Annotated in this window: 24 protein-coding genes; 2 read left to right on the forward strand and 22 right to left on the reverse strand. The window is 32.3% G+C overall.

Annotated elements, in window-relative coordinates; genetic code table 11:
- Positions 1-89: 89 nt before the first annotated feature.
- The 3 genes from OXQ85_RS19540 to OXQ85_RS19550 all read right to left on the reverse strand — a co-directional run bounded on the left by OXQ85_RS19540 (position 90) and on the right by OXQ85_RS19550 (position 1,675).
- Positions 90-590, reverse strand: a complete 501-nt coding sequence (locus tag OXQ85_RS19540; protein ID WP_267406661.1) for a M15 family metallopeptidase — start codon at positions 588-590, stop codon at positions 90-92.
- A 122-nt stretch (positions 591-712) separates the two neighbouring features.
- On the reverse strand, positions 713-1,231 hold the full coding sequence (locus tag OXQ85_RS19545; protein ID WP_267406663.1) for a hypothetical protein: 519 nt from the start codon (positions 1,229-1,231) through the stop codon (positions 713-715).
- Positions 1,232-1,291: 60 nt separating this feature from the next.
- Positions 1,292-1,675, reverse strand: coding sequence for a hypothetical protein (locus OXQ85_RS19550; RefSeq protein ID WP_267406666.1), 384 nt, complete (start codon positions 1,673-1,675; stop codon positions 1,292-1,294).
- A gap of 440 nt (positions 1,676-2,115) precedes the next feature.
- Between OXQ85_RS19550 and OXQ85_RS19555 the strand changes: the two genes are divergently transcribed.
- Positions 2,116-2,490, forward strand: a complete 375-nt coding sequence (locus OXQ85_RS19555; RefSeq protein ID WP_267406668.1) for a hypothetical protein — start codon at positions 2,116-2,118, stop codon at positions 2,488-2,490.
- Here OXQ85_RS19555 and OXQ85_RS19560 read toward each other — a convergent pair.
- The 17 genes from OXQ85_RS19560 to OXQ85_RS19640 all read right to left on the reverse strand — a co-directional run bounded on the left by OXQ85_RS19560 (position 2,467) and on the right by OXQ85_RS19640 (position 16,075).
- Positions 2,467-3,189, reverse strand: a complete 723-nt coding sequence (locus OXQ85_RS19560) for a LytTR family DNA-binding domain-containing protein (protein WP_267406670.1) — start codon at positions 3,187-3,189, stop codon at positions 2,467-2,469. The two genes, OXQ85_RS19555 and OXQ85_RS19560, sit on opposite strands and share 24 nt — an antisense overlap.
- A 1-nt stretch (position 3,190) precedes the next feature.
- Entirely contained in the window at positions 3,191-4,354 is a 1,164-nt protein-coding gene (locus OXQ85_RS19565; RefSeq protein WP_267406671.1) for a sensor histidine kinase, read from the reverse strand.
- A 4-nt stretch (positions 4,355-4,358) separates the two neighbouring features.
- Entirely contained in the window at positions 4,359-7,337 is a 2,979-nt protein-coding gene (locus OXQ85_RS19570) for a lantibiotic dehydratase (protein WP_267406672.1), read from the reverse strand.
- A gap of 104 nt (positions 7,338-7,441) precedes the next feature.
- Positions 7,442-9,580 carry an outer membrane beta-barrel protein gene (locus OXQ85_RS19575; protein ID WP_267406673.1) on the reverse strand — a complete coding sequence of 713 codons (2,139 nt, stop codon included), beginning with the start codon at positions 9,578-9,580 and terminating at the stop codon, positions 7,442-7,444.
- Positions 9,581-9,586: 6 nt separating this feature from the next.
- On the reverse strand, positions 9,587-10,522 hold the full coding sequence (locus OXQ85_RS19580; protein WP_267406674.1) for an HTTM domain-containing protein: 936 nt from the start codon (positions 10,520-10,522) through the stop codon (positions 9,587-9,589).
- Entirely contained in the window at positions 10,497-11,138 is a 642-nt protein-coding gene (locus OXQ85_RS19585) for a hypothetical protein (protein WP_267406675.1), read from the reverse strand. The genes OXQ85_RS19580 and OXQ85_RS19585 overlap by 26 nt, the downstream gene beginning before the upstream one ends.
- Before the next feature lie 26 nt (positions 11,139-11,164).
- Positions 11,165-11,527, reverse strand: coding sequence for a DCC1-like thiol-disulfide oxidoreductase family protein (locus tag OXQ85_RS19590; RefSeq protein ID WP_267406677.1), 363 nt, complete (start codon positions 11,525-11,527; stop codon positions 11,165-11,167).
- Between the two features lie 3 nt (positions 11,528-11,530).
- Positions 11,531-11,914 carry a hypothetical protein gene (locus tag OXQ85_RS19595; protein ID WP_267406680.1) on the reverse strand — a complete coding sequence of 128 codons (384 nt, stop codon included), beginning with the start codon at positions 11,912-11,914 and terminating at the stop codon, positions 11,531-11,533.
- 7 nt (positions 11,915-11,921) lie between these two features.
- On the reverse strand, positions 11,922-12,224 hold the full coding sequence (locus OXQ85_RS19600; protein ID WP_267406683.1) for a hypothetical protein: 303 nt from the start codon (positions 12,222-12,224) through the stop codon (positions 11,922-11,924).
- A gap of 70 nt (positions 12,225-12,294) precedes the next feature.
- Positions 12,295-12,585, reverse strand: coding sequence for a hypothetical protein (locus OXQ85_RS19605; protein ID WP_267406685.1), 291 nt, complete (start codon positions 12,583-12,585; stop codon positions 12,295-12,297).
- Between the two features lie 20 nt (positions 12,586-12,605).
- Positions 12,606-12,899, reverse strand: coding sequence for a hypothetical protein (locus OXQ85_RS19610; protein WP_267406687.1), 294 nt, complete (start codon positions 12,897-12,899; stop codon positions 12,606-12,608).
- Positions 12,900-12,921: 22 nt separating this feature from the next.
- Positions 12,922-13,221 (reverse strand): hypothetical protein, encoded by a 300-nt coding sequence (locus OXQ85_RS19615; protein ID WP_267406689.1) that lies wholly within the window; start codon positions 13,219-13,221, stop codon positions 12,922-12,924.
- A 20-nt stretch (positions 13,222-13,241) separates the two neighbouring features.
- Entirely contained in the window at positions 13,242-13,547 is a 306-nt protein-coding gene (locus OXQ85_RS19620; protein ID WP_267406690.1) for a hypothetical protein, read from the reverse strand.
- 10 nt (positions 13,548-13,557) lie between these two features.
- Complete coding sequence (locus tag OXQ85_RS19625; protein WP_267406691.1) at positions 13,558-13,836, reverse strand: hypothetical protein; 279 nt, start codon at positions 13,834-13,836, stop codon at positions 13,558-13,560.
- A 21-nt stretch (positions 13,837-13,857) separates the two neighbouring features.
- Positions 13,858-14,166, reverse strand: a complete 309-nt coding sequence (locus OXQ85_RS19630) for a hypothetical protein (RefSeq protein WP_267406692.1) — start codon at positions 14,164-14,166, stop codon at positions 13,858-13,860.
- A gap of 22 nt (positions 14,167-14,188) precedes the next feature.
- A complete protein-coding gene (locus OXQ85_RS19635) occupies positions 14,189-14,485 on the reverse strand; it encodes a hypothetical protein (protein WP_267406694.1) in 297 nt (98 codons plus the stop codon).
- Between the two features lie 114 nt (positions 14,486-14,599).
- Positions 14,600-16,075: a transglutaminase domain-containing protein gene (locus OXQ85_RS19640; RefSeq protein WP_267406697.1), complete on the reverse strand. Its 1,476-nt coding sequence runs from the start codon at positions 16,073-16,075 to the stop codon at positions 14,600-14,602.
- Between the two features lie 439 nt (positions 16,076-16,514).
- On the opposite strand from OXQ85_RS19640, the gene OXQ85_RS19645 reads away from it, so the two are divergent.
- Positions 16,515-17,792 (forward strand): Y-family DNA polymerase, encoded by a 1,278-nt coding sequence (locus OXQ85_RS19645; protein ID WP_267406699.1) that lies wholly within the window; start codon positions 16,515-16,517, stop codon positions 17,790-17,792.
- A 21-nt stretch (positions 17,793-17,813) separates the two neighbouring features.
- Here OXQ85_RS19645 and OXQ85_RS19650 read toward each other — a convergent pair whose 3' ends face one another.
- Together OXQ85_RS19650 and OXQ85_RS19655 are read right to left on the reverse strand one after the other, a co-directional pair.
- Positions 17,814-18,950 (reverse strand): serine hydrolase, encoded by a 1,137-nt coding sequence (locus OXQ85_RS19650; protein ID WP_267406701.1) that lies wholly within the window; start codon positions 18,948-18,950, stop codon positions 17,814-17,816.
- A gap of 78 nt (positions 18,951-19,028) precedes the next feature.
- Entirely contained in the window at positions 19,029-20,570 is a 1,542-nt protein-coding gene (locus tag OXQ85_RS19655) for a glycine--tRNA ligase (protein WP_267406703.1), read from the reverse strand.
- Positions 20,571-20,643: the final 73 nt, after the last annotated feature.

The following is a 20,643-nucleotide window of genomic DNA, read 5'->3' on the forward strand; positions in this document are numbered from 1 at the left end:
TATTTCTGGTACTTTTCTTATAAAACAAAGATAGTGTGAGGTGGCGACAGAACGTGTCGTATTAAAAAATATTTTCAAATAAATGAGAATTAAAAAATCACGTAACCATCGTTGTTTTTAGCCATTTTGGCTAAGTTTCTCCACGTTGCTTTTACCGCTCCTTTTTTTGTTTTAATTTCCTTTTTCTCGAAGTGTGGAAGGTCTTTAAACGTTTTCCAATTTCCGCCCCAATCCCAGCCATGTTTTGCGAAAATTTTCACGCATTCGTACCAATCGGCAATTCCGTCGTTATCCCAATCTTTTGCTGTGTCCCAGCTTGCTGTTTTGCCATCAATAATCAAGCACATATCTACTGCAAATCCATAGTTATGAATGCTTTGCCCAGCTTTGGCATTGGTTACTTTTTTACCAGAAGTAATTCTTCCGATGGCATACAGTTTTTCCTGTTCTTCAAAGCTTCTCAACCCTTGTGTAATTCTGATTTTTGCCCTTCCGGTGAGCGCTTTGTCACATTCTTTGATAATCTGTTTTACCTCTTCTCTTACGTAAGGGTGTAATTTTTCAATTCTTTGTAAAGTCACTTTGTCCATACTATTATTTTATGATTTCTTATATACAAAGCTATTGATGGAGTACGCCAAAAGTTGACGTGTTTTAATAAAAAAATCTGCCTCAATGTAGAGGCAGATTCTTTAGAAGTATGCGAATAAAATTAAATATCTTTAACGATAAGGGTTGTTTCGTTGGTTACAGGATCGTAGTACCATTTTGCCTGTGTCACTACACCATATACATCTGTGCTATTGGTGCTCCAGCCGCATAAATTCTCGCCCATAGGAAAATCGGGATCTGGCGTTTGAGTAGAAGTTCCTGCATATCTTGTTTGAAACCAGTAGAAATGCCAGCGTGTAAGATTTCCCATAGTTATCAATAATCCTGAAGGAACGGCAACATTAACTGCACTGCCGCTAGTAGGGGCTGTTCTTACCGCCCATCCGTTAATTGGAGGAGTTGCAAGATTACTTGTATTAAAAGATTTTATATCTACCATAGCTCCAGCGGGAACGTTGTAGGAAGTAAAGACTTCCGGAAGGCAAGAGGATGGGTTTGTTCCGTTGGCATATAACCTTCCCGTAAGGTCGTAGCTTGAGTAATTGTAGATATGTAAATAGCCTTGTGCAAAGCTTGTAAAACCTAAACATATGGCGATAAGGTATAATAGTTTTTTCATATAAATAAATTTAATGAGGTTGAATTTTTTCTGGTATAAATTGAAAATTTTGGAGTATAATTAATTTTCAGATTTTATTCTTTTTTGAATGTCATTATACTTTTCGAAGTAGATTTTTGTAGCTAGGGAAATTGTTTTTTCTTTGCTTTCGGAAGTCTTGGATTTAAGTTCCTGCTCTGTAATTCCATTAGAAAGGATCAGTTTTTTAGAAGCAATGTAAAGAATTTCTTTACTTCTGTCATTAAGAGCTGCAGGGCTTTTGCTTTTTGCTTTTTCTTCTGGTGTCGATTGATTTTCGGGTTCCAGAAGACTCTTTAAGGCTTTGTCAAAATTTACCATTTCGTCAGATTTCATATTTTCTACACTGTTCACTGCCATATTTTCCGTTGAACAAGAGATAATGCAAAATCCACATAGTAATAAAGATAAAATTTGTTTTTTCATAATTATTTTTGATTTTGTTTGAATTTTATAAAATTATAAAATATTTTTCAATATTTAGTGAATTTTAATTGTTGCTTTACAAAACTTCTATATTAATGTTTTGGCTGCTGTATGTATAATTAATAGACAAGATAATTATCAATTGAAGTATTTTTAGTGGAATGGGCTAAGTCTTTCATCGGGAAAACCACATATTTCAACGATTTTATGCAATTTTCTATCGATGAAAGTTTATTTATTTTTTGTTTTATAGCATATTTGTTACAGAAAATTTAACCAATCATGAAAAAACAAGTAAACACACAAGAATCAAAGTTAGTCGTTAAAAAAAAAGTAATTAAGAGTTTCTCAAAATCAAAAGGAGGAGACGATACTTTTCTTTCAACCAATCCAACGTCTATATCTTCTATAAGTTCATCATTTTTTTAAAAGACATTATAATGTGGATAAATTGTAAAATCATATCTGACAATCTTCTTATTTATAATAAATTCAAAGAATTTATCACAAAAACGCCGTTTTTCATTGTATGCGAAGAAGCTAATGACGCGTATGAAGATATACAAATCATCATTTGGGATATTGATTCTATAGATTTAGACAAATTTTATATAGCAGAATGTATTAATAATGGCAAAATTGTCATTATTATACATTCTCTTTTCTCCAAAGAAATTATTATCAATTGGTTTGATGAGAATCTCTTACAATCTATTGGTGCAATACATTCAAATATCTTATATCAGCAGTTTGTAGAAGAAATTAGTAAAATAGTTGATCGAAAATGTGACTTAGATTCCCAAAAGGTTGAATAGTTCATCCTTTTTTGCCGCGGCAATTGTAATAGATTTTCCGTTTGTAAGTTCTACAACGTTTCCTGAAACAGATTTTATCGCTGTTATTTTTACAATAAAAGACCGCTGAACTCTTAAAAAATCTGGAGCAGATAAGATATCTTCCATTGATTTTAATGTGGCCAGAGTAGTGTGAGATTCTGTATTGGTAACAATTTTTAGATAATCTCCCAATGCCTCCACATAAAGAATATCCTCTAATGTAACTTTTACAAGTTTACCATTTACTTTGATAAAAATCCTGTCGATTATATTGTTTGGAGGGTTTGTGATGGCAGATGCTTTAGTATTAGATTCACTAAATCTTTCTTTTGCTCTATTAACCGCCTTTAAAAATCTGTTGTAGGCTACAGGCTTCAGTAGATAATCTACGACGCCGTCTTCATAACCTTCTAGAGCAAAGTCTCTGTGTGCAGTAATAAATATAATGGAAGGTTGTTTGGTGAGTGATCGAATAAGATCTATCCCATTAATTTTCGGCATCTGAATATCGCTGAAAATAATATCAACATCATTTGATTGTAAATAGGTAAGTGCCATTACCGGATCTTCAAAAGAAGCTTTTAAATCTAAAAAAGGAATAGTATTTACAAAATCTACAATTAATTCTTTACCAATAGGTTCATCATCAATAACGATACATCTTAATTTCTCATTCATCTCAGTCTAGTTTTATAGATAGGGAAACAAAAAAACTGGTCTCTCGGTCTTCAATAATTAATTCGTGATGATTGGGATAAATAAGGTTGAGTCTTTTTTCTACATTTTTTACACCAATTCCTCCTAAGACAGTTTTTTTCAAAGATTGTTTCTCTTTGTTATTAGCAATCGAAAGGTAGAAAATATTATTTGAAATTTTGATGTTTATTTTTAAAAAATTGTCTTTTGTAGATTTTAATCCATACTTAAATGCGTTTTCTATGAATGTAAAACTTAATAATGGCGCAATTGTAGTATTTTCTATATTTTGATCAATCGAAGTCTCCAGCAAAATATCATAATCTGGAGAATATCTCATCTTTTCTAATGCAAAGAAATTAGCAATAAAATCTAACTCTTTTTGCAACGGAACTTTTTCAGTATTAGATTCGTACAATGTATAAGCCATCATGTCTGAAATATTGATGATGACTTCCGGAGCGGAAGGATCTTTTTTTATAACCAAACCGTAAAGGTTATTCAGTGTATTAAATAAAAAGTGCGGATTAAGCTGAGCCTTTAAAAAATCTTTTTCGATATTAAGATTTTGTAATTCTAAGTTTGAAGTTTGTTTTTGAAAGAAAATAGTTCGATTAAAAAGGCGGGTAATATCAAAAAGTATTTTAACGAAAAAAGGCGGCGAAAAAGCGTAAATAACGATCATCGCATTTCCGAAAATATTTTGGAAAGATACAGCTTGTAAATAATTTTGTTGTGCATTTTTGCTTACAATATCTTTTAAAGGACCGTCATTAATCTCAACTCCTAAATAATGTAAAATATTAAACTGAACATAATTAGCAGATAACCAAATAAAAATAGAAATCGGAATACTGAGAATAATGAAAAATATTCCCCATTTCTTGCTTCTAAAAACAATAGGAACAATAATGTAGAAAAATATGTAAAAAACAATAATGTTGTTTATTGTACTTCTTCCGCAAAGCAAAAAGCTAGACTGAAAAGATAAATTCAGTTCTAACCAATAATTTAAAAACAATAACGAAAAGAAAAATAACCACATAAATACATGGCAAAGTAATCTAGTGATCGGAGTATAAAAAACATCAAAATCTAATTTTGATACTCTTTCTAAAAAGGGAGAAATTTTACCTTGTGTATCCATTGTATTATTTTGCTTGGCTTAAGATTCTTTTATAATATTTTACAGCAAAAGAATAAGACATAAATTCTAAAGCTCTTTGCTCTGAAGAAAACCACCTGTTGATACTCATATGAATATAGCTAGACAAGTTTTCCTTACAAAGAATTAGTTGACTTATATTTTTATCTCTTGCATTAAATTCTTCTTCAAATATAGATTCTTTAAGAAAATTATTAAGATCTTCGTTTAAAATTCTGTACTTTGAAGCAATGTGTCGCTTTAATTCTGACCCGAATTCTTTTGAAAAAGAGTCTTCTATTTCTTGACAAAACTCTAATTTCTCTTTTGACGAAAATCTGAAAACCGAAAGCCATTTATCAATATTTTTAACAGCGGCAAAAAGTCTCATCTCTTCAGTTTCTCTGAAACTTTCGTGGTTTAGCAATTGAAATATGAGGATGCTGTCATAGTAAAAGGCCGTTTCTGTAGCTTCAATATGTTCCGGTAAATATCTTTCAAACTCTCGGTGATAAGAATCTAACTGCAGATTCCAGATCATTTGTTCCTGAAAATAAGGATTTAATACGGTATATAATTTTTGAAGAACTTCAGAATAATATTTTGTGTCGGAAAGCTCGATTCTTAATCTAATATGATAATGAGGATCTGTATAACGAATGAAAAAAGATGATTTCATGAGATTACTTCCAACCAATTCATTCAAAACGGGGAAAATAAGATCAGATAATATATGATCTGAAATATTAGAATTGCAATATATTTTTAAATATAGCCATTCACTTCCCGGTGCAAAACTTCTTTGTATAATAGTTTTATTTTGAATTTGTACCGATGTTTCTGATGAAAAGTTTACATTTTTTAAAGGCAATAAAATCTGTTCAATAAAGTTTTTTTCACCATTTACTGCGCCAAGCCATTCGGATAACTGAATGAGTTTATTATTTTTTAATTCTTCGAGTAGCAAAAGAAGATATGAATCATTCGAAGTATCTAAAAAAAGTTCGTTATCACTTTGTATCAAAGCAATATATTTTTCAACGTTCCATTTTTGAAGAAAAAATTTCAACGCTTGTAAAGGGTTTTCAGATGTTTTTATTTTTTTTATATCATTTTCATGCAATATCCAGCTGGCGCGATGCAGAATAACATCTTTAAAAACAATTCTTGGGATAAATCTTTTCTTGAGCGTAGAATAATTAAAATTTAAATGAATATTATAATGGTCAGAAGATTGTAAAGTTGAAAGAAAGCGGTAAATAGCATTTTCGCTAGTATAAAAATTATGAGCGTTTGAAAGCCTGGGAATTATTCTTTTATTAAGTTTTTTAGAACGTAAGATAATTTTGTCTCTATAAACAGAAACCATAATGTCTTGAAGCAGAATGGTTTTTGTCTCATCATTGTTTTCTGCAAAAATAGGGATTTCATATTCCGAAAGCTTGGGTCTTCTTGCGATATTAGCGATTCTTTTTTCGGGAGCAAATACTACTTCGGCAAAAATAATGTCTTTATTTTCTTGCTCCTGTTGTAGAATCTCATCACAAAATTCTTTTATTTTTTCATCAAATAAACCGAATCTTCCTAAAATATTATTCGCTCCTGAAGTTCCAATATTTTGTAAAAAGAAGCCTTCTTTATAAGGAAATCCGGCAATGTGAAAATTACGTGATTTTATAGGGGCAGTTTCTAAAGTTCCCCAATCATGATCTTCTAGAGAAATTCTAGAGAAATTATTTTCCTCAATTAAATCTAACAAAAGATCAAGCTTTGATGATTCTCGATTTTTTGCTGAGGTGTCTTTCGTTTTTCCTAATCCTTCGATAAGACTATTTCCTTGAATGTTTCCGATTTGAGAATTGGCAGGAAAACCTATTCCGAATTCTGTATCTAAAACTTCTAGAAGAGGAACCTCTTTTGATTCATATTTACTGTTGAAGATTTGTTTAAACGTTTCGAGCTCTCCATATGCCGAGTTATAAGATCCAAATTGATGTAGAATAGATACGGCATGAGCGATATTTTTCAGCTTTTGATTGGTCAGTTCAAAATTGCTTTCCAGATTATGCTGCAAATCTACATGAAAGATATGTGTTTTCTCAATTTCTAAAGCCTTTGCTAAATTTTTAATGTCATTAATTTCGGCTTCCGGCAAATAATTAATAGGCGTATTTTCTAAAATAGAAGTACAGTTTTCTATCTTATTTAAAATATCTAAGTAAATTTTAGTTTCAGAAATACCTTTATTGAATAGATTTTGGAGAGTGTCTTTAATCTTTTTCGCCGTGTCTGAGGTAAGGGTTGATTGAAGTTCGCTAACTAAAAATTTAATATCAATTAATTCCTCTAAAAAACTTGAAATTTCTTCATTTTCAAAACTAGATGGAAATATATTTTTAATTTCATTATATTCTTCGTATTCTGATAACTCATAAAGCTGATCGAGAAATTCGTTAGATTCTAGAGATGTCAGCTGATATTTTTCTTCTCCTTCCTTTTGCGTGGGTTCTTGATATCTATACTGGCCATGAAGTTTAATTAATGTATTATTCGCTTTATACTTTAAATGAGGTCTAATGAATTCGTTATTTTCTATGTGAGATTTTAATTCAGATAAAAAATCCATATCTATTCTAGCTTTACGAGCCTTCAGAACAGGTTTTTCTTCTGATTGTAGATCTTTTAACACAACACCTGCCATGGTTCCGTAAGGGGTAGATCTTGTGCTGATCCTGATGACATATTTTTTTAAAGTATGGAATAATCTGTTGATTTTATCTTGGCTGAGTAATTTTTGTTTATAAGCTGAGATGGTTTCATAAAGATCAGGTGAACTCCAGTAGATAGAGGTGACGAAATCATCATTGTTAACCATTTCGTTTACAACTTCTTCTATGTTTTTTGTCTCGTTGTTATTAAACAATATATCATAAGAAAATAAAGGCTTTCTTATGACATATTTATTGTAGGTCTCATATTTTTGCATGGTTTTTAGAAATTCTGTTTTGGTATAAATTAGAATTTCAGCAAAAATATCATATAATCGTTTGAATACGAAACTTCTGATGAGTTTTAATGATTAATTTTAAGTTATTTTCTGTTTCTGGATTTCAAATCATCGGTTAGAGATCCTTCTTTTCTTATTTCTTTTAGTTTTTGGTTTCCAAAAGTCCAGTACAATCCTAATCTGATACTGCGGGAATCGTTGTAAGACATATTTTTATAGGTAACATCATACATGGCTTCGTCATAATTTTTTTGCCCTTTTAATATATCACTGAAAATAACATAGGTTGTTAAATTAAGATGAGGTATTTTTTTCTGAATGGTTAAGCTAAGATTATTTGTTGACCCGTGTTTAAAAAAGCCATCATAAAATTTTGTAGAAAAAGAATAAGAAGCTTCTGCTGCATATCCGTTTTTAAACATGATCCCGGCAACTGTTCTGTTGTTGAAGGCAAGATTGGTTTTTCCTTTATCAAAACCTTCAAACTCCATAATTGGCAAATAGTTCACATTCATATAGTTTTTGATCACATACTTCTCTTTGAAAACTTTATTCAACGCTAAGCTCGCATATAAAGTCATCATTTTGAAATTATTGTATTCCTGAACAAGATAATCTCCTCTTTTTATAATCAGCGTACTGATGTAGTTGGGAGAATAATTCATGCCTACGGATAGCATTTGATTTTTGTAATAAAAAGAAAGATCAACTTCATGCTCTATTTGAGGCCTTATATTGATGTTTCCTGATGTATACAACATGCTGTCGTCACTATTTTTTCGTCTTAATTGATTCAGAAGAAAATAATCTGGTCTTATCAACGTTTTTTTATAACTCGTCTCCATCTGAAAATTGTCTGAAAAATTGTGCTGAACTAAAACATTAGGATAAAAACCATCAATTTTGAATGAATTCGATTTCAGATTGTTATCAAAAAAATTGGTGATATTGTTTTCATATCGCATTCCCAATCTTACATACGTTTTTCCAAATTCTTTCTGGCCTTCTAAAAACAAAGCATATTGCTCTTCGCTGTAGTTTTGAGAACTTTCCTGAGAAGGCATATTGTTTACAGAAATATTGATAGGATTATTAATATCGCTATAAGAAAACCTTCCTCCTGCTGACCAGATTCCCAACTTTTTCGTTTGATAAGTGTAGTTGGCATTTCCGATATACATATTGATATTTCTTGATGATGTATCGTCTATCTGATTGCCATCCAAATATTCAGGATCCTGAAAATAATAATTCTTAAAACTGTTATTTGTTTTTCTGTTGGCATTTAAATATTCAAACTGGATATTAAGCTTTTGGGTTGCCGAATCATTCTCAAACTTATAATTTGCCTGAAAGTTGGTACTTCTCCCATTATCTTTAAAGTTGGAATTGTATTTAAATATAGAATCTTTTCTAGATACTCTATCAGCTGTTGGCAAGCCGTTATCTGCATTTAGCTTACTTGCGGTATTAGATGGGTTGTATTCAGCATACAAACTGAATTTATTTTTTTTATTGGCAAAATAATTTACCAAAAAAGAATAAATATTGGTAGATCTCTTAATATCTTGCTCCTGAGTAATATCCCAAATATTGTTTTTGTATTCTCTCTGTGAATTTACTTCGGTAAGAAGATTGCTGTGTGTGCTGCTTACAAGTGTATTAAACTCAAACTTTTTAGATTTATAGTTTACATTTAAATTTTGAGACATATTCATCTTCTTGGTAAAACCAAGGCTTGAGCCTATTCCAAGTTTTAATCCTTCAATGCTGCTGTTGATTAAATTTATTCTGATAATCGATTGTTCTTCTGCAGAGTAGGAAGAATCCGGAGTACCGATAACTTCAATGTTTTTAATCAATTTACTTGGGATAGATTCTAAATAATTTTTAAGCTCTAAACCCGAAAGACGAAGTTTTCTGTCGTTGATGTATACGGTGGTATATTTTTGCTTGATTTTTATGATGCCATCTTCTGAAGCATCTGCGTACCCCGAGTTTTTTATAAACTCCCAGGTGTTTTTAGAATCATTTACCGGGGTATTTTCTGCTGATATGATTATTTTTCCATTTTTAAACTTTACAGCCGAACGTGTGATTTTCACCTCTTCAATTTTCTTTTCATTTTTTACCGTATCTTTTTGTTGAGCTGAGGTTAATATTACTATCGATGAAGACAGTAATATGAATGCTCTGCTGGTTTTATTCTGGAAATAATTCATGGTATTTTATGCTGTTACTGCTACTGGTTTTTTAGATTCTTCAAGATTTAAGTAGGCACTTAGGTTTAATAAGATCATTAAGGCTCCGAAGAAATAAAGATTCATTGCGATGATGATACCTGCGTGTAATGCTACTACCATCCAGATAAAGTACTTTCTTGTACTTTTTTTCCACATGAAGTAAGGATAAAATAATTCTACTGCAATGGTAGAAACTCCTATGAAAATTGGAATGATCGGAAAGCTTACAAATACATCATAGCTGGTGTTATCAAGAATATAAGACTGGAATCCCGGTAAGTGTAATGCTTTCCAGATAGATTCTCCGTTCCACCAGTTGATTCCGAATGCTTTATCTAAACCTGAAGTGAAATAAACGATACACAGGTGAATTCTCAAAAGGTTTCTGAATGGGGTAGGATTGATCTCTTTGAGTTTAAATATTTTTGAATCTACAGAATAAAAACTTCCTAAGGGAAACATCACGCAATAAAACATGGCGATAGATTTGAAGAAATCAATTCCGTACATAAAAGTACTTGAAGACTGAAAGATAATAAGATGAAGGATTAAGATAATCAACGCGGAAAGCCTGCTCATGAATCCCACCGTTAAGGAAATACATGCTAAGATATAAGCGACAATATAGCCCATGATTACAGATGCTTCTGAAATATTCATGGTTCCAAGGTATTTCATAATGAAATTGAAGGATACCATTCTATCTGCGCCCAGAAACTCTATCACATCTAAAGGAATCAACCCTTTATTGGTGAAAAGAAGATCAAAATCTGTAAGGGTAGATACAAAGTGCACCAAAAAGAATAATCCCATGGAGATTCTGAAAAATGCAAAGAACAATCGGTCTTCCAGTTTAAATTCATTAAAGAATCTATAAAATTCGTAAGGAAGGGTACTAGTTTTTCTTAAGAGGTTTTGCATCGATGTCAAGGAGTTTAATTAATACTGGTTTAGTTTTGTCGGCTGTTTTTATTTCATTTAGCATCGGGTGATGATGTAGATAAAGGGTACATGAAATATTATATTTATCAGAATTGTAATCTTTGTAATAATATCTTCCTATACTTTTTATGAAGATGTCTAAGAATTCTCCGTATTTATCAGATTCATTGAATTCTGTAGATTTTTTCTTTTGCATTTTATTTTCTAGAATCGTCAGTCTATCTTGGAAATATCCTAATAGTGTATGATATCTGTTTAGACCTTCTTTAGATTTGAATGGTGGGAAGTAAGATTCCTTCACCAAGTTTTTATTTTTATCGTATACTGATACTTTCAATATATAAGAGCTTGCAACGTTTGGAGCGAAGAATCCGTATCCTGCGTTAATACCTGCGAATGCCTGATATTGTTGAATTCCTGCTACACCGTTGAATTCTTTAATTTGATCTTTTGTGTTTTTTAATGCATCTGTGAAATCGTTTTTCACATACGATGTAGATTTCTCGTAAGAATCGATAGTACTTGCAGTACACACGATCAGTATCAGGGCAATATGCACCATACTGAAGATGAAAAAAAGTTTTGGGTATTTCATTGTAATTAGTATAAAAAAATTAATAATTAAATATTACAAACATCATTGTCACAGTGAAGAGGGATTATTTTTCTGTTAACCGCCAACTGTATGTAAATTGCCTGACCGATTTTTGTGATGTGCATTAGCCAAAGAACCGGTACGAAAAGCCAGAGCAGGGGCAATCTGATCAGGATTTTGAAAATGGATTCGTATCCGTAAACCCAGTTTTTATCATAAGTGGCCATTTGTTTTTCTGCCAGTGCATAGTCAATTCCTTTCATAGATGGATCTCTTTCTCTGAGTGAGCGAAAATCTGTAAGCTGCAACCAATCTATCTTTTTTACTGTTTTCATGAACTTGGTACAACGTGGGCACCAACCGTCATAATACACTATTAGTTTTTTCATGATCTAATTTTTTGGAAGCTTTTTTTGTATGAAAGCCTTTATTCTGCCACTATTATTCAATATCTTTAGTTTGAAAAGGCTCTCGTTGTTAGAATTGTTTACAACGTAAAATTCATTTTTGAAATTTATTTTTGTAGTTACAGAGTCATTTTTAGGTAAAGTTTTCAACTCGTTACTGCTGTTGATGTATTGTAAATCTTCTGTTGTAGAAGGATTATACAAAACAACATCTAAATTTTCTTTGGAAGAATTTTTAATTTTCAGATTCTGTTGTGCAGGGATTGCCCATCCGTTTCGGTAGATATGCCTACCTCTTTCGATATTGAATGAACAAAGAAAAATAACTGCACAGATGATTGATAATGAGTAAGAATAAAGGCTTTTCATAATATAATTATTTATAAGTTGCAACAATTCTACCTAAATCCATACTTGGATCCATAGCAGATACAATTTTTGTTTCAAAAACGCTTACCGCATCTCTTTTTACGCAAACGTCTACAGAGCATTCTTTCTTAAAGCTTTTGTTTGTAATAACTGTACTTTTAATAAAAGCTCCAAGCTCATCATCCATAGATGCTACTTTTCCAATAGTGTCGTATTTTACCGTTTCAATTCCGTTATCAGATTTGTTGAATGATAATAGAGAAACTGTTAGTAATAAAGCTGCTGGTAAGATTAGAATAGATTTTTTCATAAGGTTTAAAAGTTTTTTAGAAGCACATTCAGTTGAATACATTCAACTGAATGTGCTATGGATTAATAAATTATTTGTAAGATTCTAAAACGCGGTCAAACGTTAATACTGGGTCTAAACTTGTAGCCACTTTTGTTTCTACGACATTTGTTTCCTGAATGCTTGATTTTTCAAAAACTGTTTTTTTAGTTTTAGAAGTTACTACACTGCTTGCCGCAGTATCACCAATAAGTTCTACGGTTGCCACCTTGCTTCCGTCTCCGTTTTGGAAGTTTGCATTTTGATCATTAGAAGTCCAAGAAGAAAGTGCCATTGGAACGATTGCTAATCCTGCAAATAATAATTTTCTGTAGTTGTTCATGATATAATATTGTTTTATAATTATTTGTAATCGTTTACGATTTTGTCAAAAGAAAGAGTTTTGTCGAAAGCTGAGATTGCTACCTTGCTCTCTACTTTGTCTACTGTTTCCACTGTTTCTTTAGAAAAGATGTTTTTCTTTGTTTTTGTAGTTACTACGCTGCTTGCTGCAGTATCCCCAATGATCTCGATAGAAGAGTATTTAGCTCCGTCTCCGTTTTCATAGTTAGCATTTTGACCATTAGAAGTCCAAGAAGAAAGCGCCATTGGAACGATTGCCAATCCAGCGAATAATAATTTTCTGTAGTTGTTCATGATATAATATTGTTTTTAATAATTATTTATAATCGTTTACGATTTTATCTAGAGAAAGTACCGGTTCCAGAGATCCTGAACCTGTTGCTACTGTTTTTTCAGCAACACTTACTTCCTGTATAGTAGATACGCTGATTACTTTTTTCTGAGTTTTTACAGTTACCGAGCTTGTAGCTGCTACGGTTCCCACAAGTTCTTCGTTGGCCAGCTTACTTCCGTCTCCGTTTTGGAAGTTTATGTTTTGATCATTAGAAGTCCAAGAAGAAAGCGCCATTGGAACGATTGCCAATCCGGCGAATAATAACTTTTTGTAGTTTTTCATAGTAATTTTATATTAAAATTTTATTGATAATCTTTTACTAATTTGTCTAAAGAAAATCCCGGGTTTTCAATAGTTGTAGTTACCTTAGATTCGGCAACTTCCACAGTTTCCATATTGGATACATTAATTACTGTTTTCTTTGATTTTACAGTAAAAATGCTTTGTAAGAAGCCTGCCCCAACTTGCTGATCCATCTCTTTTAATTGAGAAGTAGGATAATCCTGAAGGTTTCTGATGTTTTTTGTAGGGTCTTCCGAAGTCCAGGAAGATAATGCCAAAGGAACTATTGCAAGCCCCGCTAATAATAGCTTTTTGTAGTTTCGCATAATAAAATATTTATTTATAATTTTCTAAAATTTCGTTCATCGTAAGAACAGGCTCGAGAGCTTTTGTTACTTTATCGGAACTTCTAAGCTGTACAGAGATCTGTTGTCTTTGGGGATAAAATAATTCGTCTTGTACAGAGCTTGTTCCGATATTATCTTTTGTGATTTCGGTACTATAATCGGTGGTTTTCTTATAGTCTTTATCCGGAGGCTCTGCCGATGCCCAAGAAGAAAGGGCTAGCGGTACTATTGCCAATCCTGCAATGAGTAACCTTTTGTAGTTTTTCATATTTATTAGTTGTTTGGAAATTTATTTATAGGTTTCTACGATCGTTTCAAAGGACATGGATAAATCCGGATCGTAAGGTTTTGATGTTTTTGACGAAACAGCTACTTTACTTGGGGCGTCGGTTTTATCTATAAAGGCAACGACACTTCTTTTATCTTTTTCAGAAACATCTATCATTACATCGGTTGTTCCGATTAATTCAACAGAAGATAGTTTAGAATGATCGTCAATGTTTTGAATTTTTGAAGTGGTGTTTTCAGACGTCCACGATGAAATTGCTAGTGGAACAACAGCAACTCCTGCAAGAAGTAATTTCTTATTGTTTTTCATGATTATTATTTATTTAAAAATTTTATTGATACGTTTTTATAATATCTTCCACAGATGAGGTTGTAGGTTCTAATGTTTTTGTAGTGATTACAACCTTGTCTACATAGTCATATCTGTCTACCAAGACTAAAACATCTTTTTTACTTTGCACAATGATTTCACTTTGATAATCAGACGTTCCGATTGTGCCAACAGATGAAACTTTGCTCTGGTTGTCGATAACCTGATATTGCTTAATTGGATCTTCCGATGTCCAGGAAGAAAGGGCTAAAGGAATAATCCCGAATGCCGCAAAAAGTAATTTTCTGTAATTTTTCATGATTAATATTTTGAGATTTGGATTTTTTTCAGGGATTTTTGGGTAAAGTTTTCCCTGTTTCTCTTCATTTAAATAAGAGAAATACGAAGTATATATTGAGAAGTTTTTGGTGTTTTAGATGAAGACTACCTTTCCGCCTGCAACAATGAAAGGTCTTTTTGAATTTATTTTTTCTTCTTTTTCAGGAGCAGTCATATAAATTCCATCTTGATATTGCCCGGAAAATGATAATTTGTTGTTGGCCACAGACTTAGTTTCTTGTTTTTCCCAGTTACTGTCGCTCAATTTGTACAATGTATACACTTTTCCGTTTTCCAGTTTAGAATTAATTGTATTTTGAGCAAGAGATGCTATATTATTTGCATTTCTATTTTCCGCAGCCATATTTTTTAGTCGGGTAGCGATAGATTCTGTTTGAGAAATCGTAATTGTAGAAGTTTTAGACTTATCAAAGAATAGCAGCTTTCCGCTTTTATCTACATAAAACAATGCTTTTTTAGAATAATTATCTGGTGAATGAACAAGATATAAGGCGCCGACTCCTATTTTATCAAACACCATCTGTTTGTGCTTAGGGCTTATGGCAGCAATCGGAAGCCATTTATTAAAACTGAATACAGAAAGTAAGGCAATCTCTGTTTTATCATTATAAAACCCGTTTACATTGTATTTTATAGTTTTCGCATACTGATCTGTTACATCAATATCTGAGTAAGTAGAGGTAAAGCCCATTTTGCTCAATGTCTTATAATATTTCAGATAAACGGAAGCGGTATCCGGAACAAAACCTCTTCGGTATACCTTTGTAATGGTATAAGAATTATTTAGAGTGTCTTTTATACTATTAATAATTTTTTTAGGATCAAAATTTCCTATATTATCTGTACCGCCGGCAAATGCAAACGATTTTTTTTGATCAAATACCAACGCATTCCATGCTTTTCCTCCATCGGCATTTCCCCAAACCGGAGCATAATCTATGGTTACAGGAATTCCGTTGGCTCTGTTGATAAAACTTGCAAGATTTACCAACGCAATATCAGAACCTTTCTTTTCTTTTAATAAATGACTGAACGACCAGTAATCTTCCTGAGGAAAGGGAGCTGAATAAGGAATATTTAAACTTTTTATTCTATTGTTTAAATAGCTTGATGCTTCAATAACAGATTTTTCAGAGTTTAAAACATACGTTTTAGGAAGTTCATAGCTTTTCAAAACGTTTTTTCGCCAGTTGAAATCATTGGTGAAATTAACTTTATAAGGAAGAACAAAATTAACAAAGCTATAATCTGATATTGCATTTGAATTAATGAGCTCTTTAGACTTGTCATAAGATAACTCTACATTTTCAGTAATGTCATTATCATTAATAAATTTCGAATCCTGCTCTTGGTTTCCCGAATTACTTACATGGAAATTTAAAATCGCATTTTTCTTTACAAAATCGAAAGCTGTTTTATAATTAATGCTTCTATCACTGTTCAAAATACCGTAGCTGTCACTTTTATTCGTACATGATGCCAACGCCGAAGCAATGAGTACATACAAGACGCTTTTCTTATTAAATATTTTTTGCTTTGAGGTTTTCATTAGTTTTTATTTTTTTACTTATCTTTTATAAGCATTAGTTTTTATCATTCTATATTCACTTTTTAAAGAATATTGTTGAAAAATTATAATCAAACCAATTCTTATTTTGTGATTCTTTGCTTTAATGTTCCTCAAAAGTATAAAGTTGCTATTTAGAATAATAATAATATCGACGAGATGTGGATTTTGTCTGATAAAAAACTCAATTATTCGGATAAACTTATAATTAATTAGGATCATTTTCTTTGAATGAATAAAAGAAAATCGCAGAAAAATAAACCTTGCAATAAAGCCTATAAATGCGACAAAACATGACGTATTTAAAATAATTAATAATTTGATAATCAAATAATTATTAATGATGTTAAAATTTTATTTCACTGCATTGTTCTGATTCAAAAGATATAATTTTGTGTATTGAAATGTTCATTTTCTCATCATGTATGCTTTGGTAGATTGCAATAATTTCTTTGTTTCCTGCGAACGGACGCTAAATCCTGAGCTTGAAAACAAACCGGTCGTGGTACTTTCCAACAACGACGGATGTGTTGTGTCCCGAAGTAAGGAAGCCAAAGATTTGGGAATTCCGATGGCGGCTCCTGCTTTTAAGTATAAGGAACTTTTCAAAAAGTACGATGTGCAATCTTTTTCTGCAAAATTTGAATTGTATAATTTTAAAAGCCAGCAGGTTATTGAGATTTCAAAATCGTATGTTGGCGAAAGAGATTTCGAAGTTTATAGTATCGATGAATTGTTTTTAGATCTCACGAGCTTTCGATATGTTAATATTCAGGATTACTGTATTAAAATCAAGGATGAAATTAAAGAAAAAGCTAATATTCCTGTAAGCATAGGCATTGCGCCTACCAAAACCTTATGCAAAATAGCCAATCGAATTGTAAAAAAAGATCCTGAGAGATTTAATGGAGTCTTTATTTTAGATACTCCAGAAAAAATTGAGATTGCTTTAAAATGGTTGAATATCGGCGATGTTTGGGGAATTGGAAGACGTTTAGCTGCTAAAATGCATGACAACGGGGTTTATAAAGCTTGGGATTTATTACAAAAACCTGAAATGTGGGTTCGTAAGATCATGGGAATTCATGGGATAAGAATGATTAATGAATTGAAAGGCATTCGTCAATTAGAATTAGATTCACCTTCACCCAAAAAATCAATCGCGGTCACGAGAAGTTTCATGGAAATGCTGACCAAAAAAGAAGATGTTCGCGAACGTGTAGAAACTTTTGGGATGTATTGCTCTGAGAGGTTGAGAAAACAAAATACGTGTTGCAAAATGGTGACTGTTTTTGTTCAAACCAATCGTTTCAGAACAGATTTGCCAGAGTATAGAAATGCCATGACGAAAATTCTTCCTAATCCTACCAATTCTTCCATTTTGATTGGAAGGGTTGTGAATGAGTTGTTTGAAGCTATTTACAAAGAAGGTTTTCATTATAAAAAAGCTGGTGTTATTGTGAATGATTTTGTTCCTGAAGATCAACGTTTGATCAGCCTTTTTGAAGAAGATACACAGAACCAGCATTTACCGGTGATGAAAGCGATGGATGCCATGAATAAAAAGTTTGGAAAAGACAAAGTGCGCCTCGGTAGCATGAGCGGTGAAAATACTTTTGGCCGAAAACAATTATCTCCCGAATATGAAGCTTTTTTGAAGAATAATACGCTTACAGAAGCTAATTTCAGATTTCATTAAACAAAAATTTATTCTAAACTTTTAAAATAACTTCACCATTTCATTGACTAAAAATTTCACCTGATCTGGTCTTCCGCGGTCATTTTTTGGCAGATTATTATAACTTCCGGTTCTTACAATCACCATATTATGTTCAGGAACCATGATAATATATTGTCCCTGAAGTCCAAGAAAATAATAATGTTTTACTGGATTATCGTAATTAATCCAAAAGCCCATTCCGTAAATTTCCTCAGATTTTTCTGTCGGAGTTTTCATTTGATTAATAAAATCAAGGTTTAAAATTTGTTCGCCATCTACTTTTCCGTCATCCAAAAATAATTGTCCCAACTTGGCAAAGTCTCTGGCGTTAGAGTGAATACAGCAATACGTTTTTTCCATGCCGCTTTCGTCGGTGCTCCATTCTGCGTTTTGTTCCATTCCCAACGGAATCCAGAATTTTTCAGAAAGATAACTTGCCAATGTTTGATTTAATGCTTTTTTCAGAGCAAAACCCAATAACTGCGTTGCTCCACTTTGATATTCAAATCTTTCGCCTGGTTTTTCTTTAAATTTTCTTGAAAAAGTAGCTTTCATCAAACTTCTTCCATAATAGGCTTTGGCAGTCGGTAAAAAAGGATTTTTGTAATCTTCATCCCAATTGAGTCCGGCTTCCATTTGGGCTAAATTTTTTAACGTTAAACTTCTTCCGAATCCTTTTGTTTTAAATTCATCAAAATAATCTGAAAACAGATCATCAATACTGTTGACTTTTCCTTCTTCAATCGCCTTTCCCAAAAGCATGACCGTAATTACTTTCGTCATGGAAAAAGAATTGGTATGTGAAAGTTGATGATAGCCGTTCCAATACTGTTCATGAACAAGTTTTCTGTCTTTTACTACAATAAAAGCGGCGGTATTAGCATGAATTAAATCATCAACTATATTTTTCGGTAAATTGGTTTTATTATAAACGGAAGATTCTTCCCAAATTTTAGGAGAAGCGGTTTTAATGATATTGCTGGTAAACAGTTTTCCATCATCAATATAAGCGGTAGACCTTCCCCGCAAATACGTTTTGGAAATACCGCTGAAAAGATAGCCATATCCAAAAAGATACATAAGAATAATGGCTACAACTAAAACAATAAGAACCGTTTGCAGAATTATTAACCACATATTTTGAATGATTAGTGTAAAACAAATCTATTCAAAAAAAGTGTATAAAAAAAGCCCTGATTTCTCAAGGCTTTTTATCTATATTTTTGAAAGTAAATTTCTGAAACTTGTCTTTTCGTCGATAATTCTTCTTAATTCCGATACCGGAACTCTTTCCTGAACCATTGTATCTCTGTCTCTTATGGTCACCGTGTGATCTGTTAAAGAATCGTGGTCGATCGTGATACAATAAGGTGTTCCAATCGCGTCCTGTCTTCTGTAACGTTTTCCGATCGCATCTTTTTCTTCGTAGAATAAGTTGAAATCATATTTCAAATCATTGAAAACTTTCTCAGCATATTCTGCCAAACCGTCTTTCTTCATTAATGGAAGAATAGCGGCTTTAATTGGCGCTAAAGCCGGTGGCAAAGATAAAACTGTTCTTTCTGAACCGTCTTCCAATACTTCATCTTTCAGGCAATGAGAGAATAGGGAAAGGAATAATCGGTCTAAACCTACTGAAGTTTCTACAACATAAGGCACATAATTTTCGTTTCTTTCAGGATCGAAGAACTGAAGCTTTCTTCCTGAATGCTTTTCGTGAGCTTTCAAATCAAAATCCGTTCTTGAGTGAATACCTTCCAATTCTTTGAAACCAAATGGGAAATTAAATTCAATATCAGCCGCAGCATTTGCGTAATGAGCCAATTTCTCATGATCGTGGAATCTATAGTTTTCATCACCTAAACCTAAAGCTTTATGCCAGTTTAGACGTTTTTGCTTCCATTGTTCGTAGAATTCCAATTCAGTTCCTGGAGCAACGAAAAACTGCATTTCCATTTGTTCGAATTCACGCATTCTGAAAATAAATTGTCTTGCAACAATTTCATTTCTAAATGCTTTTCCGATTTGTGCAATACCAAAAGGAAGCTTATGACGAGACGTTTTCTGAACATTCAAAAAGTTAACGAAAATACCCTGAGCCGTTTCCGGTCTCAAATAAAGATCCATCGCAGAATCTGCAGAAGCACCTAATTTAGTTCCGAACATTAAGTTGAATTGTCTTACTTCCGTCCAGTTTTTAGAACCAGTATCTGGATCAGCAATTTCCAATTCTTCAATTAAAGCTTTTACATCAGCAAGATCTTCATTTTCAAGAGATTTTGCCAATCTTGAAAGAATAGCTTCTCTTTTAGCTCTGTAATCAATAATTTTTTGATTTGTTGCTACAAATTGTTCTTTATCAAAAGCATCTCCGAATCTTTTCGCTGCTTTTTCAATTTCTTTATTCTCTTTTTCTTCAATTTTCAGGCAGTAATCTTCCACCAAAACGTCTGCTCTGAAACGTTTTTTAGAATCTTTATTGTCAATCAATGGATCGTTGAAAGCGTCTACGTGGCCCGATGCCTTCCAGGTTGTTGGGTGCATCAAAATGGCTGAATCAATGCCGACAATATTTTCGTTAAGCTGTACCATCGCTTTCCACCAATATTGTTTGATATTATTTTTTAATTCGGCACCGTTTTGTCCATAATCATAGACAGCGGATAAACCATCGTAGATCTCACTCGAAGGGAAAATAAAACCATATTCTTTAGCGTGAGAAATCACTTTCTTGAAAACATCTTCTTGCTTTGCCATAATTTTTTTAACGTCTGAAGTGCAAAAATACAGATTTTACAACAATTTTTTGATATTCATTTGTTTAATAAGT

Origin of the sequence: Chryseobacterium sp. GM_Chr_2, from assembly GCF_026540445.1 — a bacterium.
Classification (GTDB): domain Bacteria; phylum Bacteroidota; class Bacteroidia; order Flavobacteriales; family Weeksellaceae; genus Chryseobacterium.

Excerpts from the sequence above, each read along its gene's own strand:
- OXQ85_RS19550 (WP_267406666.1), bottom strand. The coding sequence starts at position 1,675 with ATGAAAAAACAAATTTTATCTTTATTACTATGTGGATTTTGCATTATC.
- OXQ85_RS19625 (WP_267406691.1), bottom strand. The coding sequence starts at position 13,836 with ATGAAAAACTACAAAAGGTTACTCATTGCAGGATTGGCAATAGTACCG.
- OXQ85_RS19565 (WP_267406671.1), bottom strand. The coding sequence starts at position 4,354 with ATGGATACACAAGGTAAAATTTCTCCCTTTTTAGAAAGAGTATCAAAA.
- OXQ85_RS19630 (WP_267406692.1), bottom strand. The coding sequence starts at position 14,166 with ATGAAAAACAATAAGAAATTACTTCTTGCAGGAGTTGCTGTTGTTCCA.
- OXQ85_RS19560 (WP_267406670.1), bottom strand. The coding sequence starts at position 3,189 with ATGAATGAGAAATTAAGATGTATCGTTATTGATGATGAACCTATTGGT.
- OXQ85_RS19655 (WP_267406703.1), bottom strand. The coding sequence starts at position 20,570 with ATGGCAAAGCAAGAAGATGTTTTCAAGAAAGTGATTTCTCACGCTAAA.
- OXQ85_RS19540 (WP_267406661.1), bottom strand. The coding sequence starts at position 590 with ATGGACAAAGTGACTTTACAAAGAATTGAAAAATTACACCCTTACGTA.
- OXQ85_RS19590 (WP_267406677.1), bottom strand. The coding sequence starts at position 11,527 with ATGAAAAAACTAATAGTGTATTATGACGGTTGGTGCCCACGTTGTACC.
- OXQ85_RS19645 (WP_267406699.1), top strand. The coding sequence starts at position 16,515 with ATGTATGCTTTGGTAGATTGCAATAATTTCTTTGTTTCCTGCGAACGG.
- OXQ85_RS19580 (WP_267406674.1), bottom strand. The coding sequence starts at position 10,522 with ATGCAAAACCTCTTAAGAAAAACTAGTACCCTTCCTTACGAATTTTAT.
- OXQ85_RS19610 (WP_267406687.1), bottom strand. The coding sequence starts at position 12,899 with ATGAACAACTACAGAAAATTATTATTCGCTGGATTGGCAATCGTTCCA.
- OXQ85_RS19555 (WP_267406668.1), top strand. The coding sequence starts at position 2,116 with ATGTGGATAAATTGTAAAATCATATCTGACAATCTTCTTATTTATAAT.
- OXQ85_RS19620 (WP_267406690.1), bottom strand. The coding sequence starts at position 13,547 with ATGCGAAACTACAAAAAGCTATTATTAGCGGGGCTTGCAATAGTTCCT.
- OXQ85_RS19605 (WP_267406685.1), bottom strand. The coding sequence starts at position 12,585 with ATGAACAACTACAGAAAATTATTATTTGCAGGATTAGCAATCGTTCCA.
- OXQ85_RS19575 (WP_267406673.1), bottom strand. The coding sequence starts at position 9,580 with ATGAATTATTTCCAGAATAAAACCAGCAGAGCATTCATATTACTGTCT.
- OXQ85_RS19595 (WP_267406680.1), bottom strand. The coding sequence starts at position 11,914 with ATGAAAAGCCTTTATTCTTACTCATTATCAATCATCTGTGCAGTTATT.
- OXQ85_RS19650 (WP_267406701.1), bottom strand. The coding sequence starts at position 18,950 with ATGTGGTTAATAATTCTGCAAACGGTTCTTATTGTTTTAGTTGTAGCC.
- OXQ85_RS19640 (WP_267406697.1), bottom strand. The coding sequence starts at position 16,075 with ATGAAAACCTCAAAGCAAAAAATATTTAATAAGAAAAGCGTCTTGTAT.
- OXQ85_RS19615 (WP_267406689.1), bottom strand. The coding sequence starts at position 13,221 with ATGAAAAACTACAAAAAGTTATTATTCGCCGGATTGGCAATCGTTCCA.
- OXQ85_RS19545 (WP_267406663.1), bottom strand. The coding sequence starts at position 1,231 with ATGAAAAAACTATTATACCTTATCGCCATATGTTTAGGTTTTACAAGC.
- OXQ85_RS19585 (WP_267406675.1), bottom strand. The coding sequence starts at position 11,138 with ATGAAATACCCAAAACTTTTTTTCATCTTCAGTATGGTGCATATTGCC.
- OXQ85_RS19635 (WP_267406694.1), bottom strand. The coding sequence starts at position 14,485 with ATGAAAAATTACAGAAAATTACTTTTTGCGGCATTCGGGATTATTCCT.
- OXQ85_RS19570 (WP_267406672.1), bottom strand. The coding sequence starts at position 7,337 with ATGCAAAAATATGAGACCTACAATAAATATGTCATAAGAAAGCCTTTA.
- OXQ85_RS19600 (WP_267406683.1), bottom strand. The coding sequence starts at position 12,224 with ATGAAAAAATCTATTCTAATCTTACCAGCAGCTTTATTACTAACAGTT.